18 protein-coding genes and 1 pseudogene are annotated in these 20887 nt (G+C 66.9%); 9 read left to right on the top strand and 10 right to left on the bottom strand.

All coding sequences use genetic code 11. From position 1 onward, the window contains the following. The 3 genes and pseudogenes from H977_RS36255 to H977_RS0120370 all read right to left on the bottom strand — a co-directional run. Window positions 1–245: pseudogene (locus tag H977_RS36255) on the bottom strand (IS30 family transposase); the annotation flags it as partial. Window positions 246–348: 103 nt separating this feature from the next. Beyond that, on the bottom strand, window positions 349–1119 hold the full coding sequence (locus H977_RS0120365; RefSeq protein WP_051288988.1) for a carboxymuconolactone decarboxylase family protein: 771 nt from the start codon (window positions 1117–1119) through the stop codon (window positions 349–351). A gap of 79 nt (window positions 1120–1198) precedes the next feature. Beyond that, window positions 1199–2104: an Lrp/AsnC family transcriptional regulator gene (locus tag H977_RS0120370; protein ID WP_029109593.1), complete on the bottom strand. Its 906-nt coding sequence runs from the start codon at window positions 2102–2104 to the stop codon at window positions 1199–1201. 248 nt (window positions 2105–2352) lie between these two features. Between H977_RS0120370 and speB the strand changes: the two genes are divergently transcribed. From speB to H977_RS0120385, 3 genes are read left to right on the top strand one after another with little or no spacing between them, the layout of a single operon-like run. After that, window positions 2353–3312 (top strand): agmatinase, encoded by a 960-nt coding sequence (gene speB, locus H977_RS0120375; RefSeq protein WP_029109594.1) that lies wholly within the window; start codon window positions 2353–2355, stop codon window positions 3310–3312. Next, the gene (locus H977_RS0120380; protein WP_036476590.1) at window positions 3305–4909 is read left to right on the top strand and encodes a thiamine pyrophosphate-binding protein; all 1605 of its coding nucleotides are present in this window, start codon (window positions 3305–3307) and stop codon (window positions 4907–4909) included. Before speB ends, H977_RS0120380 begins: the two co-directional genes overlap by 8 nt. A 14-nt stretch (window positions 4910–4923) precedes the next feature. Further along, complete coding sequence (locus tag H977_RS0120385) at window positions 4924–6396, top strand: sodium:solute symporter family protein (RefSeq protein WP_029109596.1); 1473 nt, start codon at window positions 4924–4926, stop codon at window positions 6394–6396. Here the strand turns inward: H977_RS0120385 and H977_RS0120390 are convergent. The 4 genes from H977_RS0120390 to H977_RS0120405 are packed head-to-tail and all read right to left on the bottom strand — an operon-like array spanning window position 6353 to window position 10521. After that, window positions 6353–7048, bottom strand: coding sequence for a YwaF family protein (locus H977_RS0120390; RefSeq protein ID WP_036476594.1), 696 nt, complete (start codon window positions 7046–7048; stop codon window positions 6353–6355). The two genes, H977_RS0120385 and H977_RS0120390, sit on opposite strands and share 44 nt — an antisense overlap. Before the next feature lie 7 nt (window positions 7049–7055). Continuing rightward, entirely contained in the window at window positions 7056–8417 is a 1362-nt protein-coding gene (locus tag H977_RS0120395) for a metallopeptidase TldD-related protein (protein ID WP_029109598.1), read from the bottom strand. After that, window positions 8414–9931, bottom strand: coding sequence for a TldD/PmbA family protein (locus H977_RS0120400; RefSeq protein ID WP_029109599.1), 1518 nt, complete (start codon window positions 9929–9931; stop codon window positions 8414–8416). The genes H977_RS0120395 and H977_RS0120400 overlap by 4 nt, the downstream gene beginning before the upstream one ends. Before the next feature lie 35 nt (window positions 9932–9966). Next, window positions 9967–10521: a P-loop NTPase family protein gene (locus H977_RS0120405; protein WP_029109600.1), complete on the bottom strand. Its 555-nt coding sequence runs from the start codon at window positions 10519–10521 to the stop codon at window positions 9967–9969. Window positions 10522–10554: 33 nt separating this feature from the next. Between H977_RS0120405 and H977_RS0120410 the strand changes: the two genes are divergently transcribed. Further along, window positions 10555–12222 carry a sulfatase-like hydrolase/transferase gene (locus H977_RS0120410; RefSeq protein ID WP_029109601.1) on the top strand — a complete coding sequence of 556 codons (1668 nt, stop codon included), beginning with the start codon at window positions 10555–10557 and terminating at the stop codon, window positions 12220–12222. Window positions 12223–12403: 181 nt separating this feature from the next. Here H977_RS0120410 and H977_RS0120415 read toward each other — a convergent pair whose 3' ends face one another. Beyond that, on the bottom strand, window positions 12404–13099 hold the full coding sequence (locus tag H977_RS0120415; RefSeq protein ID WP_502691193.1) for a cutinase family protein: 696 nt from the start codon (window positions 13097–13099) through the stop codon (window positions 12404–12406). A gap of 287 nt (window positions 13100–13386) precedes the next feature. Here H977_RS0120415 and H977_RS0120420 point away from each other — a divergent pair, with 287 nt between their 5' ends. From H977_RS0120420 to H977_RS33585, 4 genes are all read left to right on the top strand, one after another. Then, window positions 13387–14259 carry a carbohydrate ABC transporter permease gene (locus H977_RS0120420; RefSeq protein WP_029109603.1) on the top strand — a complete coding sequence of 291 codons (873 nt, stop codon included), beginning with the start codon at window positions 13387–13389 and terminating at the stop codon, window positions 14257–14259. Continuing rightward, the gene (locus tag H977_RS0120425) at window positions 14246–15058 is read left to right on the top strand and encodes a carbohydrate ABC transporter permease (RefSeq protein ID WP_029109604.1); all 813 of its coding nucleotides are present in this window, start codon (window positions 14246–14248) and stop codon (window positions 15056–15058) included. Before H977_RS0120420 ends, H977_RS0120425 begins: the two co-directional genes overlap by 14 nt. Window positions 15059–15176: 118 nt before the next feature. After that, window positions 15177–16460: an ABC transporter substrate-binding protein gene (locus tag H977_RS0120430; protein WP_051288989.1), complete on the top strand. Its 1284-nt coding sequence runs from the start codon at window positions 15177–15179 to the stop codon at window positions 16458–16460. Between the two features lie 53 nt (window positions 16461–16513). After that, window positions 16514–17515, top strand: a complete 1002-nt coding sequence (locus tag H977_RS33585; protein ID WP_036476640.1) for a DUF4349 domain-containing protein — start codon at window positions 16514–16516, stop codon at window positions 17513–17515. Here the strand turns inward: H977_RS33585 and H977_RS0120440 are convergent. Both H977_RS0120440 and H977_RS0120445 read right to left on the bottom strand, forming a co-directional pair. Next, window positions 17405–18247, bottom strand: a complete 843-nt coding sequence (locus H977_RS0120440) for a CbiQ family ECF transporter T component (protein ID WP_029109606.1) — start codon at window positions 18245–18247, stop codon at window positions 17405–17407. The genes H977_RS33585 and H977_RS0120440 overlap by 111 nt on opposite strands. After that, a complete protein-coding gene (locus H977_RS0120445; protein WP_029109607.1) occupies window positions 18244–20289 on the bottom strand; it encodes an ABC transporter ATP-binding protein in 2046 nt (681 codons plus the stop codon). The genes H977_RS0120440 and H977_RS0120445 overlap by 4 nt, the downstream gene beginning before the upstream one ends. A 121-nt stretch (window positions 20290–20410) precedes the next feature. On the opposite strand from H977_RS0120445, the gene H977_RS0120450 reads away from it, so the two are divergent. After that, entirely contained in the window at window positions 20411–20887 is a 477-nt protein-coding gene (locus H977_RS0120450) for a MarR family winged helix-turn-helix transcriptional regulator (protein ID WP_029109608.1), read from the top strand.

The raw sequence follows: 20887 nt of genomic DNA on the forward strand, positions 1-20887 counted from the left end.
CGTATCGACTCATCGGCATGAACGCCGACCTGGATCTCTATACGTTCCTCGAGGGTCAGCCGTGGCCGCGGCCCGCAGATATTCGGTGTGCTTGCACGGGGTTTCACTCCGCCAGCTTCACGGAACCACCGACGACCGCACGTTGCCGACACGCCGGCCGCCTCACCGGCCTCGCCCGCGAGAAGGCCTCGTCGGATCTGCTCCCAAAACAACGGCTTCCTCGACTGGAACAACGATCGCGCCATCACAACACTCCTCAATCAGAAGGGTGTTGCATCGACCCCTTGAAACCGCCACGCCGCGAACGACCTTGAGGTGGAAAACGGCGCAGACAAAGCCGCGCAGCCCTCAGCTGTAGATGGGCTGGCCGTCGGCCCCCAGCCGGTACTCCTCGGTGCCCTCGTCGACGCGGGCACCGTCGGCCCCGAGCGCGACTGCCACCTTGTTGCACGCGTTACGCATGACGTCGAGGGTCAGTTCGACCGCCTCGTCCTGCGAAAAGTGTTGGCGTAGTTCGTCACCTGACACCTGGGCCGGAGTCCAGATCAGCGCGTCGACGTACCGCAGCGCGGCTTTGTGCCGTTCCGAAAGGTTCGAGTTCTCGAAGTCGTCGATGCCGTCGTAGTCCGACTCGGTAGCGCCGGCCTCCAGTGCCCCGGCTTCCCGCAGCGACTTGCACAACCGGCAGTTGTGCTGACGGGCCCCACGCAGCCGCACGATCTCGGACGTCACGGGGTCCAACGCACGCATCCGTCCGACGGCAGGCACGAAGGTGTCCAGCAGATGGTCCCCCGGGTTGGTCCCGTGGTCCCAGGCGACCGGGCCGTCCGGCCAGTCCACTCCCAGCGCGCAGAGCCCGGCCCGCATCCGAGGCACGAAGTCGGCCACATAGATCAGCGTCGCCACCGTGAACACGTCAGCCCCGAGCAGATCGCAGAACGCGGCCCGCTGGGCGGTGTTGATGCCGGTGACGTCGACACTGAACTGCTCGGCGAACTCGGTCACCATCGGATCGACGGCCCCGCCGCGGGTCTCGGTCGGCAGCGGCGCCAACCCCAGCGCCGAAGCACACACTTCACGCACCGCGGCATTGATATCGGCCAGCCGCGGTGGCGACATCGCGACCAGGCCTGTCAACTCATTGAGCACATCGGCAGACACATCGGCAGTATCTACCAACGCGCCCGGCGACGTGTGGTTACCCGGACCCCGATTCCAACACCTCAAGACCGGAGGCGTAGCTCTCCTTGACGACGTCCAGATGTACCCAGCTGTCGACGACACCGACCCCGGGTAGCGCACGCACCGCATCGAGGATCTCGACCAGCTGCGCGGCCGAGAACGCCCGCACCGTGGCCAGCAAGTCGAACCGGCCCAGTGTACGGGCCACGAAGATCACCGAGCGCATGCCGAGCAGGGCCGACACCACTTCATCCCCCGCCCCGGTCAGTCGGATACCGAGGCCCAGCGCACTCTGGCGGTCCTGCCCCGAATGCCGCACGACGGCACCGATGCGCACCACCTGCGACTCGACCAACCGCACCACTCGCCGTCGCGCTCCCGCGGGCGAAAGTCCCACGCACTCGGCGAGATCCACGTAGGACGCTCTCCCGTCATCCTGCAGCGCGCGCAGCAGCGCGAGATCCAGATCGTCGACCTCGACACTGACGTCGCCGACCGGGCCGACGACGTCGCGCAGCACCTCGACGTAAGTGAGCGTGTCGACACCCACGACGCCTGCCATCGCACGCAACTCGGCGATCACGCCGTCGATGTCGCGGATCGACCCGACCCGCACTTCCGCGATCAATCCGTACGCACCGCTCGTCAGGGACAGAAACGCAACGTCGACACGCTGCGCCAGACCTGTGGCGATCGGCGTCACCGGCCCGTCGACCATCACGCTCACATGAGCCAGGGCGCCGCGACCCAGCACGGCGGGATGGACGACACCGCGGATCACTACCTGCCCGCCGTCGATCAGACGCTGTGTCCGGGCCGCCGCGGCCGATCGCGACAACCCCACGCGCTGTGCGATGTCGCGGTGGGTCAGCCGCCCGTCACCTTCGAGGAGGCTGATGATCGCCTCGTCCACCTCGTCCAACGGCCACCGCCTGAAATTCGCTGAAAATTTATTCTCACAAGGCTACCGGCAGAAAGATCGGCATTGCCATCACAGATCGCGCTTTCCGATCTGAATGACACGACGTTCAGGCATATCGAAACTTCACGGCGGTTGATCGCGATCGAATCGATTGCATGCTCCGACCTGTGGGTTTACCGTAACGCACATCACATTCGCCTCGAATGACGACAGACCTGAATGCAGCCCACCGCAGAGGAAGTGACCGCATGACCGCCCCGATCGGCCCCGTCGACGCATCCAAGATCCCGCGTTTCGCCGGTCCGGCCACCTTTGCCCGCCTGCCCCGTCTCGACCAAGTGACCAAAGCCTCCCAGAAAGCAGAGGTTGTCGTCGTCGGAGTGCCCTTCGATTCCGGCGTCTCCTACCGGCCGGGCGCCCGGTTCGGTCCCACTCACGTGCGCGAGTCCTCGCGGCTGCTGCGGCCGTACAACCCCGCCATGGACGTGTCCCCGTTCGAGCTCATCCAGGTCGCCGATGCCGGCGATATCGCGGTCAACCCCTTCAACATTCACGAGGCGATCGAGACCATCGAAGGCGCCGCCCGTGACCTCACCTCCGACGGCACCAAACTGGTGACCATCGGAGGTGACCACACCATCGCGCTGCCACTACTGCGCGCCGCCGCGGCCAAACACGGCCCCGTCGCACTGGTGCACTTCGACGCCCACCTGGATACCTGGGACACCTACTTCGGTGCCGAGTACACCCACGGCACGCCGTTCCGCCGCGCCGTCGAAGAGGGCATCGTCGACACCGAGGCCCTCTCGCACGTCGGCACCCGCGGGCCGCTGTACGGCAAAAAAGACCTCGAGGACGACCGCCGATTCGGGTTCGGCATCGTCACCTCCTCCGACGTCTATTACCAGGGCGTACGCGAGGTCGTCGACAAGCTTCGCCAGCGCCTCGGTAACCGGCCCGTCTACGTGTCGATCGACATCGACGTGCTCGACCCGGCTCACGCACCCGGCACCGGAACGCCCGAAGCCGGCGGCATGACCAGCCGCGAACTGCTGGAGATCCTCCGCGGGTTCCGTGGCTTGAACCTGGTGGGCGCCGACGTGGTCGAGGTCGCCCCCGCCTACGACCATGCCGAGATCACCGGTGTCGCCGCGTCGCACGTCGCCTACGATCTGGTGTCTCTGCTGGCCTTGGGCCCTGATGCGTAACGGCGGCGACCTCGTCGTCGAAACCCTTGCTGCGCTGGGCGTCTCACATGTGTTCGGCATTCCCGGCCAGAACGCGCTTGGCTTGTTCGACGCCATCCGGCGCAGTGACCTGACGTTTGTCAGCTCCCGGGTGGAGAACAACTCCGCGTTCGGCGCCGACGGCTACAGCCGCGTGACCGGGGAGGTCGGCGTGCTGTTCCTGTCCACCGGGCCGGGCGCGCTGACCGCATTGGGCGCGCTGCAGGAGGCCTACGCCACCGGGGTGCCGGTGCTGGTGATCGCCAGCCAGGTGCCGCGATCCGGCATGGGCTTGCGTCGCGGGATGCTGCACCAGCTCGATGATCAGAAGGCCAGCGCGGTCAACGTCACCAAAAGTGTTGCCACCGTGCGGCAGGCCGCCGAGATTCCCAGCCTGATCGCCGACGCCTACGCGTTGGCGCGCTCGGCGCCGGCAGGACCGACGTGGGTGGAGATTCCCCAGGACGTGCTGCTGGAGCCGACGACGGTGCCCCCGGTCGCCGCCCTTGACGCGACGCCGACGCAACGCACCCCGCGTGGCGAATTGGTGCGGGAGGCCGCGACGCTGCTGAATTCCGCGCTGCGACCGGTCATCTTGGCCGGCGGCGGCGTGCGGAGGTCGGTCGGCGGACCGGAGGCGTTGCTGGCATTGGCCGAAAAGCTGTGCGCCCCGGTGGTTTCCACAGTCGGCGGCAAGGGCGCCATCTCCTTCGACCACCCGCTGTCGGCGGCATCCTGGATCGAGGACCGCTACACCACCGAGTTGTTGGAAGATGCCGATGTGTTGGTGGCCGTCGGCACCGCGATGGGCGAGGTCACCAGCAACTACTTCACGTTCGCCCCGCACGGTCGGCTTGTCCACATCGACGCAGAGGCACGTGTGCTGGAGGCCAACCACCCCGCACTGGCCATCCATGCCGACGCCGCGCCGGCCATGCGTGCGCTGGCCGAGCTGATCGAAACACGTGACGACGCGCTGGGCGCCGCACGGGCCGCGGGCTTGCGAAAGGCCGTCGAAGACAGGCTCGCCGGCCAGGACGTGGCCACCGAGCTGCGACTGATGACTGATCTACGGGGCGCGGTCCCATCGGCCACCCACACTTTCTGGGACATGACGATTGCCGGGTACTGGGCCTGGTCGGTCTGGGACCCGCGAGACGGTGCCTTCCACTCCGCCCAGGGTGCAGGTGGTTTGGGTTTCGCTTTCCCGGCCGCGCTGGCCGCGGCGATCGCGACAGGCGAACGCACCTTCGCAGTGTCCGGTGACGGCGGGGGCATGTACTCGATCGCAGAACTGGCCACCGCCCGCCAGCACGACGCCAACATCACCTGGCTGATCGTCGACGACGGCGGCTACGGCATCCTGCGTGAGTACATGACCGCCGAGTTCGGCACCGCGACCGCCACCGAACTGGCCAGGCCCGACTTCGCCCGGCTCGCAGCCAGTTTCGGAATCCCCGCGTACACCGCCACACCCGAGGACGTCGGAGACATGGTGGCCGCCACGTTCGACACCGACGGCCCGGCCGTTGTCGTCCTGCCCGCAGTGCTCAAGATGTTCGCTCCCACTCACCTCTGACCGAAGGAACCACCGTGGGTAAACCAGTCGATATCGCGATCGTCGTCGTCTATCTCGTCGCGATGCTCGCCTTCGGGTTCTGGGGTAAGACTCGGACCAAGGACTCCGCTGATTTTTTGGTCGCGGGCCGGCGGCTCGGGCCCACGCTGTACACCGGCACCATGGCGGCCGTCGTGCTCGGGGGTGCGTCCACCGTCGGCGGCGTCGGACTCGGCTACAAATGGGGAATTTCGGGCATGTGGCTGGTGGTGGCGATCGCCGTCGGCCTGCTGGCGCTGAGCTTGCTCTTCGCGGGACCCATTCAGCGCCTTCGGGTCTACACCGTCGCGCAGATGCTGAGCCTGCGCTACGGAGTCGACGCGACCTCGGCTTCCGGTGTGGTCATGGCGGCCTACACCCTGATGCTGTCCGTCACGTCGACCATTGCCTACGCGACGGTGTTCAACGTGCTGTTCGACACGGGCCGAACGCTTTCGGTGATCATTGGCGGCGTGGTCGTCATGCTGTACTCGTCGATCGGCGGCATGTGGTCGATCACCCTGACCGACATGGTGCAGTTCGTGCTCAAGACCATCGGCGTGTTCTTCCTGCTGCTCCCGTTCACCTGGCACCGGGCCGGCGGATTCGACGGTATCCGCGACCGCGCCGGTGACACGGTCTTCAACCTCACCGCCATCGGAACCGACACCATCATCACGTTCTTCGTGGTCTACAGCTTCGGAATGCTGATCGGACAGGACATCTGGCAGCGGGTCTTCACCGCCCGCTCACCGCAGGTAGCGCGGTGGGGTGGAACAACGGCCGCCGTCTACTGCGTGTTCTACGGGATCGCGGGGGCATTGATCGGCCTGGCGGCATCGACCTTCATGCCTGATATCAAGGCCAAGGATGACGTGTACGCCCAGATCGCGGAAGCGATTCTGCCGGTGGGGATCAGCGGTATCGTGCTCGCCGCGGCCGTCGCCGCGATGATGTCCACCGCCTCGGGCGCACTGATCGCCACCGCCACGGTGGCTCGGACCGACATCAAACCCATGCTGCTGCGCATGCTCGGCCGTAAGCCCGAGCAAGCCGAAAACCCGGAGGTGGACGTGCATTCCGATCGCCGCTATGTCGCGGTGCTGGGTGTCATCGTCATCATCATCGCCGCCTTGCTCAACGATGTGGTCGGCGCCTTGACCATCGCCTACGACATCCTGGTCGGCGGATTGCTGGTCCCGATCATCGGCGGGTTCCTGTGGAAGCGCGCCACCGGCGCCGGCGCGTTGGCGGCGATGGCGGTCGGCACGGTCGTCACCCTGGGAACCATGGCAGTCGTCGGCGATGTGCTGGCCAACGAACCGATCTACTACGGCCTGGTGACCAGCCTGATCACGTACATCGTTGTGAGCCTGGCGACTCCGCGTACCTCCGCGCAGGTGTTGCGGGTGTGGGACGACCGCCTCAGTGGCCGCGAGCCCGTCGACGTTCCCATGGCCACGTCATGAGCGCCCACACGACTGCCACCAAGGCAGTGGCCACCAGCACGTAGACCGGCCACGGACCCATCAGATCGAGCAACGACGCAGTGGAGGGCTTGGCATTGAGGAAGCCGTAGTTGGTCCCCGCGATTCCGTTGAACGCCATGGTGACCACGGCCCATACGGCCGTTACCAACACCACCAATCGATAACTGCCCCAATCGGGACGCATCCCACGCCCCCAGGTCAAATAGATGGCCGCCCAGACCACCAGCAGGTGGATCGACCAGAACGCCAGGAATTCGTAGTGCGGGAAATCCGGGCTCTTGAGCACCGGTGAGATCAGCGCTTGGGTGCTCAGAACCAGACCCCAGTAATACGTGAGGACAAATGCCCACTGCCGCTGCGACCACAGTGCGTACGCCCCGACGACGGTCGCCAGGTCGGTCAATCGCAACGGCACCGACCGTTCGATCGACGGAGGGATGAGCGTGTAGGCGAGCATCGCGACATAAATCGCTGCCGTCAGCGCGCCGAGGATGCGGCCGAATATCCGTGATTGGTGGTCGCTCTGGCGCCGTCCGAGCCAGACCACCAGCACCGCCCCGACGGCAAATACGGCGATGGCGACCCAGTGCGACGGGCCGTACACCGTGAATTGCCGTTGAGACAGAACCACTCCTACATCATTGCGCCTGGCTCACCGAGGACATGTGGAAGTCCGGAATCCGCAGCGTCGGCATGGACGCACGGGTGGCCCAGTCACCCCATTCACGCGGCAGCGTGACCTCGCTGATGCCGGCCTCGGTGGCGCGCCGCAACAGATCCAACGGGCTCTCGTTGAATCGGAAGTTGTTGACGGCGGCGGTCACCTCGCCGTCCTCGATCAGGTAGACGCCGTCCCGGGTCAGGCCGGTGAGCAGCAGCACCGTCGGATCGACCTCGCGGATGTACCACAGTGTCGTGAGGAGCAGGCCTCGCTCGGTGCCGGCGATCATGTCGGCCAATTCGTTTGCGCCACCGGTCATCAGCAGATTGTCGGCAGGCACCGCGACGGGTGTGCCGTATTCGGCAGCCACGGCCCGCGGATACGCCAGCGCGTTGACCGCCCCGTCGCGGATCCAGTCCACCCGGCCGATGTCCATGCCGTTGTCGAAAATCGACATCCGCTCCGATGAGCTCGGCACGGCGACGAACGGTTGGCAGGCCAGCTCTCCCGCGAACGGATCGGAGTACAGCGTCAGTCCCAGATCGGTGAGCTTCTCCCCGACCCGCGTCCCGCCGGGAGCCGACAGGGCCGTGCGCCCCTCCTGCGCGCCGCGTCCGTCCATCGCCCAGGTCAGGTAGATCATCATGTCGGCCACCGTCGAGGGCGGCATGAGCGTCTCGTAGCGACCGGCCGGCAGTTCGACCGTCCGCTGCGCCCAGCCCAGCTTCAGCGACAGCTCGTCCAGCAGTGAATCGACCCGCACATCAACGTAATCAGGGGTGCTCACCCCGGCCCAGGCGCTGGCGCCGTCCCGCTTGGCGTTGATCTCGACCGACCCCGTCGGCTGGGTGTAGCGCCGGCGCAGGCCGGTCGAGGTGGCCAGGAACGTCGTCTCCATGACGTGGCGGGCATACCCGTAGAGCTGGTCGGAACCGGCGAACCCCTTGGCGAGATCGCCGGCAATGCCGGTGAACACCTGCGCGCCGGTACCCACTACCGGCGCATCCCAATCGGCCGGTGTCCCGGTGCCCGGCAACGGCGGAGCGGCGTCGCGAGCCTCGGGCGAGGCCGCAGCGGCGCGCTGAGCGGCGGCCACCAGATCCGGGATCACCGCCGGGTCCACTTCGGTGGAGCGCACCGACCCGACATGCGCCTTGTCCCCGCGGCGCGCGATCGAGATCACCGTGATGGTGCGACTGACCGTCTCACCGTTGGTGGTCATAGAGTTTCCGGCCCACCGCAGCGACGCATCGGCCCGGTCCGTGACCAACACTACGGTTTCTGCCCCCGGATCGGCTGCGGCCAAAGCGATGTCGACGACCTGCTGCGCGCCGATCATCGGCCGCCCTCCGTCCGGGTGTTCAGTACGTTGATGCCGCGGAACAGTGCGCTCGGGCAGCCGTGGCTGACCGGGGCCACCTGCCCCGGCTGGGCCTTACCGCAGTTGAAGGCGCCACCCAGCCGCCAGGTCGTTGGTCCGCCGACAGCGTCCATCGCACCCCAGAACTCGGTGGTGGTGGCCTGGTACGCCACATCGCGCAATTGCCCGTCGAGCCGGCCGTCCCGGATCCGGTAGAATCGCTGGCCGGTGAACTGGAAGTTGTACCGCTGCATGTCAATTGACCACGATTTGTCGCCCACGATGTAAATGCCGTCGGATACCTGCGAGATCAGGTCGTCAGTGCTCAGACCCTCCGGACCGGGCTGCAGTGAGACATTTGCCATCCGCTGAATCGGAACGTGGTGGGGCGAATCGGCATATGAGCAGCCGTTGGACCGGGCGTGTCCGAGTCGCGGCGCGAACACCCGATCCAGCTGGTAGCCGACGAAGACGCCGTCGCGCACCAGATCCCAACTCTGCGCCCGCACCCCCTCGTCGTCGAAACCAACTGTGGCCAAGCCATATTCCACGGTGCGGTCAGCCGTCACGTTCATCACGGGCGAGCCGTAGCGCATGGTGCCGAGCTTGTCCGGGGTGGCGAACGATGTTCCGGCGTAGGCAGCCTCGTACCCGATGGCCCGGTCGTACTCGGTGGCATGGCCGATCGATTCGTGAATCGTCAGCCACAAGTTGGACGGGTCGATCACCAGGTCGGTGGCGCCGGCGACGACGGAGGGCGCCTTGGTCTTCTCGGCCAGCAGCGTGGGCAGCTCCGCCAGTTCAGAGGTCCAGTCCCACACCTCGTCACCGGCGAGTGCCTCCCAGCCCCGCGCTGTCGGCGGGGCCAGCGTGCGCATGGTCTCGAACGACCCGGCGGCGGCGTCGACGGCCACCGCCTCCATCGTCGGCATCACCCGCACCCGCTGCTGAGTGATCGAGGATCCGAAAGTGTCGGCGTAGAAGGTCTGCTCCTTGACTGCATGCACTCCCGCAGACACATGGTCCACGCCATCGGACGCCAACAACCGGCCGGAGTACTCGCCCAGCAGCGCGATCTTGTCGGCGCCCGAGACGACGAAAGGGTCGACGCCGTAGTCGGACACCCAGGTGACATCGGCATAGACCGGTTCGTCGGCCAACTCGATGCGCTCGGCGTTCAACGGAGCCAGCGTCGTGGCCACCCGCACAGCGCGGCGGGCCGTGTCGGCCGCCACCTCGGGTGCCAGTTCGGCGTGGGAGGCGAATCCCCACGCACCGTCGACGATCACCCGCACCGCCAGACCCACCTCGCGGTTGACCACGGACATCTCCAACTCGCCGTCGCGCAATTGGATGATCTCGGTGGTGATGCGATGAATCCGCAGATCGGCATAGCTCGCACCGGCGGCGGCTGCCGCGGAAAGAGCCGCGTCAGCCAACTCGAACCGGGGCAGCTCCAGGAAGTCGGCGTCCACGCGTCGTTGAGCTGTCACGCTCCCACGGTAGCGGCGCCGCGGCGCGACCTGGTTCAGGTGGGAGCAACGCGGCGCACCCATGTCTCGACATCGCGGTGGCGCGTGAACCGGACGATATGCAGGTGGGGTAGATGCGGCCCCAGCGCGGGGAGGGTGTCGCGGAGCTTGTTCCGGGTGCGAAAACCCCAGCGCAAGATGTGATCCGGGTCGCTGAAGATCGTGCGCAGCGGCGGTTCGACATTGCCGTTCCACAACTCGACGCGGCCGAAGCGCCGGCGAAGGGTGCGACGCGTCAACTGACGCATGGACACCGGGGTCGGCAGGTCGAGCCACAGCAGCGTGTCCGCGCGCGCCAGGATCTGGCCCCGCACGGCGCGGTACTGCCATTCGATCACCCAGGAATCTCCCGCGATGAACTGTTCGACGTCGCCGATGAACGTGGGCCGGGGCTCCCACCCCGGTCCGTGATACAGACTGTCGATCTCGACGTACGGGAGGTCGAATTGGTGCGACAGCCGCGTCGCGAGCGTTGTCTTACCCGACCCCGTCGTACCGGCGATGGCGATGCGCCGCGGCTCCCAGGTCACCCGATCTTGAGCCGTCAACACCACACCGATCCTAGCGAGGCCTAACCTGGCTGGATGGCAGAGCTCAGCAGGAGGACAGTCCTGGGCGGCGCGGCAGTGGCCGCCGGCGCGGCCGCGGTGGGATTCGGCGGTTACGAATTGCTGGGCAGGCGCAGCCCGGACGTGGCCGCCCAGCCGAACATCCTTGTCGTGATGGTGGACCAGATGCGGGCGCCGCAATGGTTCCCCGATTCACAGCAACTCGGCGCACTGCTGCCGAACCTCGACCGGCTGCGGACGCGAAGCACCTCGTTCGGCTCGCACTACAGCGCGTCGAACATGTGCACACCGTCGCGCGGGGTACTGACCACCGGGCTGTACTCCCACCAGACCGGGTGCCTGTACACCGGCGAAGGTCCCACGGAGTCGACGCTGGCGGCCCGCTTCCCCACGTGGGGGACGATGCTGCGCGACGCCGGCTACCGCACCTGGTGGTGGGGCAAGTGGCACCTGGGCAGCGCGGCCGACAACACGCCCGACGGCCTGGACGTCCACGGCTTCTCCGGCGGCACGTACCCGTCACCCAACGGTGCGCCGAACCAGGGCCTGCAACAGGACCCGTCGATCGTCGATCAGTTCGCCGGGTGGTTCGACGCCCACGCGAACGAGGGGCCATGGTGCACCACGGTGTCGCTGGTCAACCCGCATGACATCTGCTGGTGGCCGAAAAATGCTCTGCCGGAAGATGTTCCGCGCCGGTTCAGTGCGAAGCCGGTGAACTTCGAGACCGCGGACGATCTGCGTCGTCGTGGGAAACCGCAGTTGCAGATCGACTACATGAACTTCATGTCTCCCCTGATGACCGGCGCGATGGACTACAGCGGGCCGGAGTCAGCCGCGCAGTGGGCGCGGTGCCTGGACATGTACCTGTGGCTGCATCAACAGGTGGACACCCAGATCGGCCGGGTGCTCGACACGCTGGCGACCCGGCCGGACATCGACGACAACACCATCGTCGTGTTCACGTCCGACCACGGCGAGTACGCCGGGTCGCACGGCCTGCGCGGCAAGGGCGCCGCCGTCTATGAGGAGAGCATCCGGGTGCCGCTCTACATCCGTGACCCGTCGGGTCACCTGACACCGGCGCCCGGCGACACCCGCACCCAGCTGACTTCCAGCGCCGACCTGGCGCCGCTTTTGATGACCATCGCCCACGGCGGTGCGAGCTGGCGGTCGGACTCCCGTTACTCCTACCTGGCGAGCCGCGCCGACATCGCCGGGATCGCCGCCGACGCAGCCGCTTCGGGCCGACCGTGGATTGCCCACGCCACCGACGACATGTCAGTGGAGGAGATGGCCGCCTTGATGAAATCGCCGCTGGCGAAGAAGTTCTTCGGCGCTTCCGGCCCACCCACCGAGATCCCGACCTCGGCGCCCAGCCACATCGTCGCCGTACGTACGCCGCAGGCCAAGCTCGGCATGTACACGTACTGGAAGCCCGGCAGTATGGACATCGACGCCTCCCGGCCCATCCATCACGAGTTGTACGACTACTCAACCGATTCCGGTGTTCAAGAGCTCGACAACCAGGCCGGCCGCAGCACCAAGCAGGCCGACCTGCAAGCTCTGCTCGACCACGAGGTGCTGCCCGAATTGCGGGCCCCACTGCCGGAGTTCCTCAATGAGGCGCAGGAGCAGGGGTTGGCGAATATGAAGGAGCTCGCCACTTTGCGCGGAGGCTGAGCCGACCTAACGGCACGGAGGCTGAGCCGACAAATAGGGCACGGAGGCTGAGCCGACCTAACGGAACGGAGCTCCTGCCGTTCCAGACACGGTTGCCGGATTTCGGGACCTCAACGGCTGACGGCCGGAAGCCGTCCCTTTCAGGACCCGCTTCCGGCCGTCGACCCGTATTCAGTTGGTGTCAGTTTCCACCGATCTCGGCTGCCGCCTGGACCACCGGTGCCGAGGGAATCGCACCGCCCAGTTGGCGGGCCGCGAAATCAGCTGCCTGGATTGCCATCCCGTTGTCCTTGTAGGAGCTGTGAGCGGCCCGGTTCAGTCCTCCGGCAGAGCAGATCGGGTCGCCGGGGGCACACAGTTGGATCGTCTTGGCGACGTAGGGCTGGCCGATGGCGATGGGCGGCGCGCTGCGGTCTGCCAAGCCCAGAACCCACTCATCCGGTGTTCCGAACAATGCCACCGCCGCGACGTGAGAGGCGATCGATGCCGGCATCGGTCCGCTGATACCCGCGGGCAGGACGTATCCGGCCGGGACGGCGCTCGAGGTGGTGTAGCCGGCCACCGCGGCGCCCTGCGAATAACCACCCAGGACGATCTTGGTCGCCGGGCACGTCGCCGCGATCGACTGGATCCGGTTGGCGGCGTCGGCGATGCCGTCGGCCGCCTCGCCGAAGTTCAGCGATGCCGGGTAGTTCACCCCGTACACGTCGATCGTCTTGCCGGGCAGGTCGGCGGTGAGTGCGTCGACGAACGCCTGTCCGGTGGCGCCGACACCCGGTGCCTCGTTGGTTCCGCGAGCGAACACCACCTCGACATCGGAACACCCGTCAGCGGCATGTGCCGAGGCGAGCGGGCCCACCAGCGAGCCGAGGACCATGGCGGCCAGGGCGAACACCGTGAAAAGCACGGACTGGGTCACCTTTGTGATCGAAGCGCCCGTTCGCGCTCTCTGCGGTTTGTTCATGGCATTCTCCCCAGTCCCTGTTAGCGGCGATTACCTGCTATAAGCGCTACGCAGCGAATTCGATTCCGGAGCGGTCAAGTGATGTACGTCATCTGAGCAAATTGCGGGTGCCGGGATTTAACACAGACATTTCGGCGTTGACGTTGTCCGCTCCGGTACCGACGTGGCGTACCGAGGTGACGAACCGCTTTAATGGCCCGATGGCCACCTCGCGTGTCCGCACCACTGCGCTGGGGTACGCACTTGTCGCCCCCAGCCTTTTCGGCGTCGTTACGTTCCTGTTGTTGCCCATGCTGGTGGTGATCTGGCTGAGCCTGCACCGGTGGGATCTCCTGGGCCCGATCGAGTATGTGGGACTGGATAATTGGTGGTCGGTTCTCACCGACTCCACGTTTGCCAGGTCGCTCGCCGTGACACTGCTGTTCGTCGTGCTGGTGGTGCCGGTCCAAACCCTGCTCGGGCTGATCGCTGCTTCCCTGCTGGCCCGCGGACTCCCGGGCACCGCGTTCTTTCGCACCGTGTACGTGTTGCCGTGGGTCTGCGCCCCGCTGGCCATCGCGGTGTTGTGGAAATGGATCCTGGCTCCCACCGACGGCGCGCTGAGCACCGTTCTGGGCCGGCAGGTGGACTGGCTCACCGATCCCGGCCTGGCGCTGCCCGTGGTGTCGGCCGTGGTGGTGTGGACCAACGTCGGTTATGTGACGCTGTTCTTCCTGGCCGGCATCCTCAACATCCCCGCCGACGTCCACAACGCGGCCCGCACCGACGGAGCCACCGACTGGCAGCGATTCCGCCACATCACCCTGCCGATGCTGCGCCCGACCCTGTTCTTCGTCCTGGTCACCGGAATCGTCAGCGCTGCACAGGTATTCGACACCGTGTACGCGCTGACGGCAGGCGGGCCGCAAGGTCGCACGGATCTGGTGGCCCACCGCATCTATGCCGAGGCGTTCGGCGCGGCCGCGGTGGGCCGGGCCTCGGTGATGGCCATCGTGCTGTTCGTCATCCTCGTCGGCATCACTCTGCTCCAGCACCTCTACTTCCGTCGCAGGATCAGCTATGACCTCACGTAACGCACTGATCTACGGGGGGCTTCTGCTCGGCGCGGTGATCACGCTGCTGCCGTTCGGGCTCGGCTTACTGACCTCGTTCACCTCGGCCGAGCAATTCGCCACCGATCCCCCGTTGTCGCTGCCCAAGCCGCCGACCTTGGAGAACTACGTCGGGCTGTCCGACGCCGGCTTCGGTCGGGCCATAGCGGTGACAGCGCTGATGACCGCCGTCATTCTGCTGGGCCAACTGGTGTTCTCGGTACTCGCCGCCTACGCGTTTGCGCGGCTGCGGTTTCCCGGCCGCGATGCATTGTTCTGGATCTACATCGCGACATTGATGGTGCCCGCGACGGTGACCATCGTGCCGCTGTACCTCATGATGGCCGAGGCCGGATTGCGCAACACGTTCTGGGCGCTGGTGCTGCCGTTCATGTTCGGCTCGCCCTACGCAATCTTCCTGTTGCGCGAGTACTTTCGGTCCATCCCCGGCGACCTGATCAACGCCGCCCGTCTCGACGGCGCCCACACCCTGGACGTGATCACCCACGTCGTGGTGCCGGCGAGCCGGCCGATCCTGGTCACCCTGGCATTGATCACCGTGGTGAGCCAGTGGAACAACTTTCTGTGGCCGTTGGTGATCACCAGCGGCAGCAAGTGGCAGGTGCTCACGGTCGCGACAGCCGGGCTGCAGACGCAGTACAACGCGCAGTGGACGCTGGTGATGGCGGCGACCACAGTGGCGATCATTCCGCTGATCGTGTTGTTCATCGCGTTCTCGCGCAACATCGTCCGCTCGATCGTCGTTACCGGGATCAAATGATCGCCGACGTCAGCGCCAGGGTTGTGAAATCGCCGCGGCAACAACCATATTGTCGATCTCGTGACGGGAGCCGGTCGTGAGGCGCTCCACCGCGCTGGCCGCGGGTCTGGCGCTGACCATGGCGGTCCTGCTCGTCGCCGCCGCCCTACTCGGCCGGACAACCGAGCCCGAGGGGCGCACCATCGTCACCGTGCGGCTGTGGGATCCGCAGGTCGCGACCGCGTACCGCGAGTCCTTCGCGGAATTCGGCAAGGAACATCCCGACATCGAGGTGCGGGTCAACACCGTCGCCTACTCGGCCTACTTCGACAGCCTGCGCACCGATGTGGCCGGCGGCAGCGCCGATGACATCTTCTGGCTGTCCAACGCCTACCTGGCCGGATATGCCGACAACGGCCGACTCCTCGACATCGGACAGACGTTGGGCGCCGGCGCCGCACAGGCCTGGGATCCCTCCGTGGTCAACCAGTTCACCCGCAACGACGCCCTGTGGGCTGTTCCGCAACTGACCGATGCCGGTATCGCGGTGTACTTCAACGCCGACCTGCTCGACGCCGCCGGCGTAGACCTCGCCGAACTGACGACGCTGCGGTGGTCGAACGGATCCGATGACACGCTGCGGTCGCTGGCGGCCCGGCTCACCGTCGACGAGCAGGGTCGCTCGGCGGGCACCGACGGTTTCGACGCCGGCCGGATCCGGCAGTGGGGCTACAACGCCGCCAATGATCTCCAGGGCATCTACCTCAACTACATCGGCTCGGCGGGTGGCATCTTCAACATCGGCGACCGCTTCGCCTTCGACAACCCGCAGGCAGCCGAAGCCTTCACCTACCTGGTCCGGCTGATCAACGACGATCGAGTCGCCCCACCGGCCTCGGCCACCAACAACAACGGGGACTTCTCCCGCAACACCTTCCTGCAGGGTCGGATGGCCCTGTTCCAGTCCGGCACCTACAACCTGGCCGCGATCGCTAACCAGGCCCGGTTCCGGTGGGGTGTGGCGATGCTGCCGGCCGGCCCCAAGGGCCGGGTCAGCGTCACCAATGGCATTGCCGCAGCGGCTAACTCCGCGACCCGTCATCCCGACGCAGTGCGCGAGGTGTTGTCCTGGATGGGCAGCAAGCGCGGCAACGAATACCTCGGGTCCAAGGGCGCCGCCATCCCCGCCGTTCTGGCCGCCCAGCCCGCCTACCACGACTACTGGAAAGCGCGCGGCGTTGATGTCGCGCCGTTCTTCCGGGTACTGCGCGGGCCACGTATCCCGGCACCCGGCGCGGCGGGGTTCCCCGCCGGATATGAGGCTCTCAAGCCGTATTTCGACGAGATGTTCCTGGGCCGCCGCGACGTCGAGACGTCCCTGGCCGACGCGCAATGGGCGGCAAATACCGCGGCAGCCCGCTGAGGGTGGGCCGCAGATCGCCCCTGATCGCACGGCGCATCGCCTACATTGGGCTGATGCCCCAGCACCCCAGTGCATCCGGCCGCCGTCGCCTGGCGCTGGCCCTGTTCGCCGCAGCCATACTGGCCGCCGCCCCGGCCTGCGCGGCCGGGCACTCCCCCAATTCCTCGGCGCCGCCGGCCGCCCCGCAGAATGACGCCGGATTCGCCCCGTCGGCGCCGGCACCCGAAAGCGGCCCGGGCATGAAGAACGCGCCGATACCGGCTGAGGTCAAGCGCGACATCGTCAAGACCGCGTCGATGTCGATCACGTCCGGCAATCCGGCGGCGGTGGCCGACAAGGCCGTGACGCTGGCAGGAGATGCCGGCGGCCGGGTCGACAGCCGCTCAGAGGATGCCGGTTCCAGTTCCGGCCGCGCGCACATCTCACTGGCCCTGCGCGTGCCGGCCGCCAAACTCGAAGGCACCCTTGACGAGTTCAAGAAACTCGGCACGGTCCAGACCGTCGAGGTCCGCGCCGACGATGTGACGTCCCAGCGGGTCGATCTCGACGCCCGCATCACCGCGCTGCAGACGTCGGTGGATCGACTGCTCGGGATCATGCGCGAAGCCAAGGATCCCGAGGCGCTGATCCAGGCCGAGAACGCGTTGTCGCAACGCCAGGCCGACCTCGACAGCCTGCGCGCTCAGCGCACCCAGCTCGGCGACCAAATCAGTTACAGCACGGTCAATCTCGACATCACCGCCGAGCAGATCGGCGGCCCCGCCCCTCAGTATCAGGGGTTCTGGGGACAGGTCGAGCGCGGGTGGCATGGCCTGGTGTCGGCCGCATCGGGGGCCGTGATGTTGTTCGGCCTGCTCCTGCCGTGGGTGGCGGCCGTCCTCATCGCGGCGGTGATCATCGTGGCCGGTGTCCGGTTGACCACGTCGTCGCGGCGGGTTCGGCGATCAGCGACGGGGCAGGCTGGTCGGCAGGACGGTCAGCTCCAGGGCCAGCGCACTGCCGCAGACCAGAACGAGGACGGCGAAGGCGATCCAATCCCGCCGCCCGGGCCGTGACGGTGCCGCCGAGATCTGACCGGCCCCGCCGCGGGCAGTGATGGCATCGCCCATCTCATCCCCGCGGCGCAACGCCACAGTGACCGCCGCGGCCAGCAGATCGACCAGATTGGCGACGCGCTGCTTGCGCCGGGCCCGAAACGTCTCGGCCGGTTCGACGGGGCGCAGCCGGTGCGCCGCATACAACGTGCGGAACTCGTCGATCAGCATCGGGAAAGCGCGCAGCGCCAACGCAATCGTCACCGCCCAGTCGTGGACCGGGATACGGATCAGGCGCAGCGGGCGGCCCAGCGTCGCCACCGCCGGAGCGACATCGGCGACGTTGGTGGTCCATGACACCAGCGCGCCCAGACCCAACAGCACGATCGACAATGTCGTGATCCGCAAGAAGTTGAGCAGTCCGCCCAGACCCAGCTGCACCGAACCGATGTCGATGAACGGGGATCCACCGGCCAGGGCCGCCAGCGCCCCGCCGATCAACAGCAGGATCCAGATGACGAACGGGATCGACGGCAGCACGCCACGGGGAATGTGCGCCAGCCGCGCGGTCACCAGGACCAGCACCGCGACGAACGCGATCGGCACCCACCCGGGATAGAACGTCAGCAGCACACCGATACCCGCAACAGCGAGCAGTTTCGTGCCGGCCCACAACCGGTGGATGACGGTGTCGCCGGGCACGGGGCGCAACAGCACGACGGGCTTCCGTTGCCCTCCTGTCGGCGCGGTCATCGGGCACCTCCGGCGGGGGTCGGGGCGAGGGCGAGCTCACCCTGATGCAGGTGCAGCGTGCGCGGGCACAGGCTTTCCAGGCCGGTGAAATCGTGCGAGATCACGACCACCGTCAGCCCGTTGTTGTGCCGCAGGTCCTCCAGGAGCCGCAGCAGACCCCGCTGGCTGGCGGCGTCCAGGCCCGCCAGTGGCTCGTCGAGGATCAGCGCGCGCGGCGAGCGCGCCAGCAGTCCGGCCAAAACGACGCGGCGCATCTGGCCGCCCGAGAGTTGGTCGATGCGGCGCTGGGCCAATGCCGCATCCAGCCCGACCATCTCCAGTGCGCGTGCGACGTGGTCATGATCATGCTTGGAGAAGCCTGCGGCCGAGGCGATTTCCCGTCCGACGGTGCTGCGCATCAATTGCAGCCGGGCGGCCTGGAACGAGATGGCCACCGAGCCCACCTGCTGGGCCACGGGAACTCCGTCGAGCAGGCAGGCGCCGTAGGTGGGAACGGTCAGCCCGGCCATGATCCAGGCCAAGGTCGATTTGCCGGAGCCGTTCAGGCCGTGCACCAGGACTCCGTCGCCTTCGTTGACTGTGAACGTGATGTCACGCAAAGCCGTTTTCGCCCATGGGGTTCCGCTGGCGTATTCGTGTCCGACCCCGGTCAACTCCAGCACCGGTGCGGAGCTCGGAGCGACGCGCGTGGTGTCCACCGGCACTGCCGAGGTCTGCACCATGTCCGTGTTGTCGGCGGTTCCGCCGTTGCCGCTGAGTTTCACCGTACGGTCGGCGGAATCGGCCTCGTCGTTGTAATGCGTGATGTGTACCAACGACATCTGGTGATGGTCGGTGAGCCCGGACAGCACATTCATCAAGGTGTCGCGGCCCTGTTGATCGACCATGCTGGTGACCTCGTCCGCGATCAGCAGCGAGGGTTCGCGGGCCAGCGCCGCCGCAACGGCAAGGCGTTGCAATTCACCACCCGACAATCCCCCGGTGTCACGTTCGGCCAGGCCGTCGAGCCCCACTTCGGCCAGGAGCCGCTCGACATCGGCAGTCGTGCCGACCGGCAGTCCCCACACCACGTCATCGGCCACCCGGGTGCCCAATACCTGGCTTTCCGGATGCTGCATCACCACCGCGGTGCCTCCGATGCGGCCCAGCCCCACGGCGCCGGCCCGCTCGATGCTGCCAGAACTGGGTTGGCGCCCGGCCAGCATCAGCATCAGAGTGGTCTTGCCCGAACCGTTCGGACCGGTCACCGCGACATGTTCGCCTGGCCGCAGTTCCATCGAAACCGGGCCAAGGGCGTCGGATTCGACGCCTGGATAGCGGAACCGCACATCGGTCAGCGTGGCCGGCACGGGGGCGATCGTCGATCCCTCGTCCTCGACGTCGGCATCGAGTTTGTGGACGTCCGGGACTCCGAGCAGCCGGGCCAGGATGCGCGACAGCGCCCACCATCCGATCATGCTGACCGAGGTGATGCTGGTGATGCCGAGGAACAGCATGAGCAGTGGCCAGTACTGCAGCATCGTGGCGAAGATCGACCGGAGCGGTTCGGCCGCCACGTCGAGAACCGGGATGCGGTCGAGCACCTTGGCGATCCCCTCGATGCCTGCGCTCAGCGAGTCGAAGATCAAGCTGCGCAGCCTCGTCAAAACCGTCAGCGCCACGACGATCGCCGCGCCGAACAAGGCTCCGGCCACCACGGCTACACCGAACGCTGTCGGGGTGCCACGGCCACGGCGCTTGACCACTCCGGTGAGCCCGCCGATGTAGGCGCAGTCGACGACGGTCATCAATCCGCCCATGCCTGCGATCAGGAAGGCGATCGTGCCGGCGGCGACGGTGGCCGCGAGCAGTACCCGCAGCCGGTACCGGTAGGCCAGCAGACCCATCGGCACGGTTCCCAAGACCGAAAGGCCGCCTGCGAACGGCACCACCACGGCGATGATCGCGGTGGCCGCACAGAGGGCCGCCATCACCGCCGCCTGCGCAAGCTCGCCGGGAGTGAGGCCGCGCCGAGGCGTCGTCGCCGGGGATTTCGCGGTCATCGTTCGATTCTGCCAGCCGCGATCGTGGGCGTAGGTTGCCCGTCGACGCTGGTTTGGCCCGGTGTGAGCGAGAGCACGCCCGGCGACTAGACTACATAGCAAATCTATGTAACATAGTGGCATGTCGACACCGACCGAGGATGCCACGGTATCCGACGACACCGAGCTCGGCGCTGATCTGTTGTCAGTCGTCGCCCGGTTGAATCGGTTGGCCACCCAGCGCGCCCGGCTACCGCTGCCCTGGGCTCAGGCCCGACTGCTGTCCACCATCGAAGACCAGGGCGAGGCACGGATCTCCGACCTCGCCCACCTCGATCACTGCTCGCAGCCGACCATGACCACGCAGGTGCGCCGTCTGGAAGACGCCGGACTGGTGTCACGCACCACCGATCCCGGCGACGCCCGCGCGGTGCTGATCCGCATCACCGAGCAGGGCCGGCAGACCCTGGATCAAGCCAGGGCGGATCGTGCCGCCGCCATCAACCCGAGGCTCGAACGCCTCACCGCCGAGGAGCGCACGACGCTGGCAGCCTCCGTCGACATCATTCGACGGTTGCTCACCGACGTCGATCAGCACCCGCTCGCGCACGAGAACTAG

The sequence above is a fragment of the Mycobacterium sp. URHD0025 genome (assembly GCF_000426065.1).
Taxonomy (GTDB): domain Bacteria; phylum Actinomycetota; class Actinomycetes; order Mycobacteriales; family Mycobacteriaceae; genus Mycobacterium.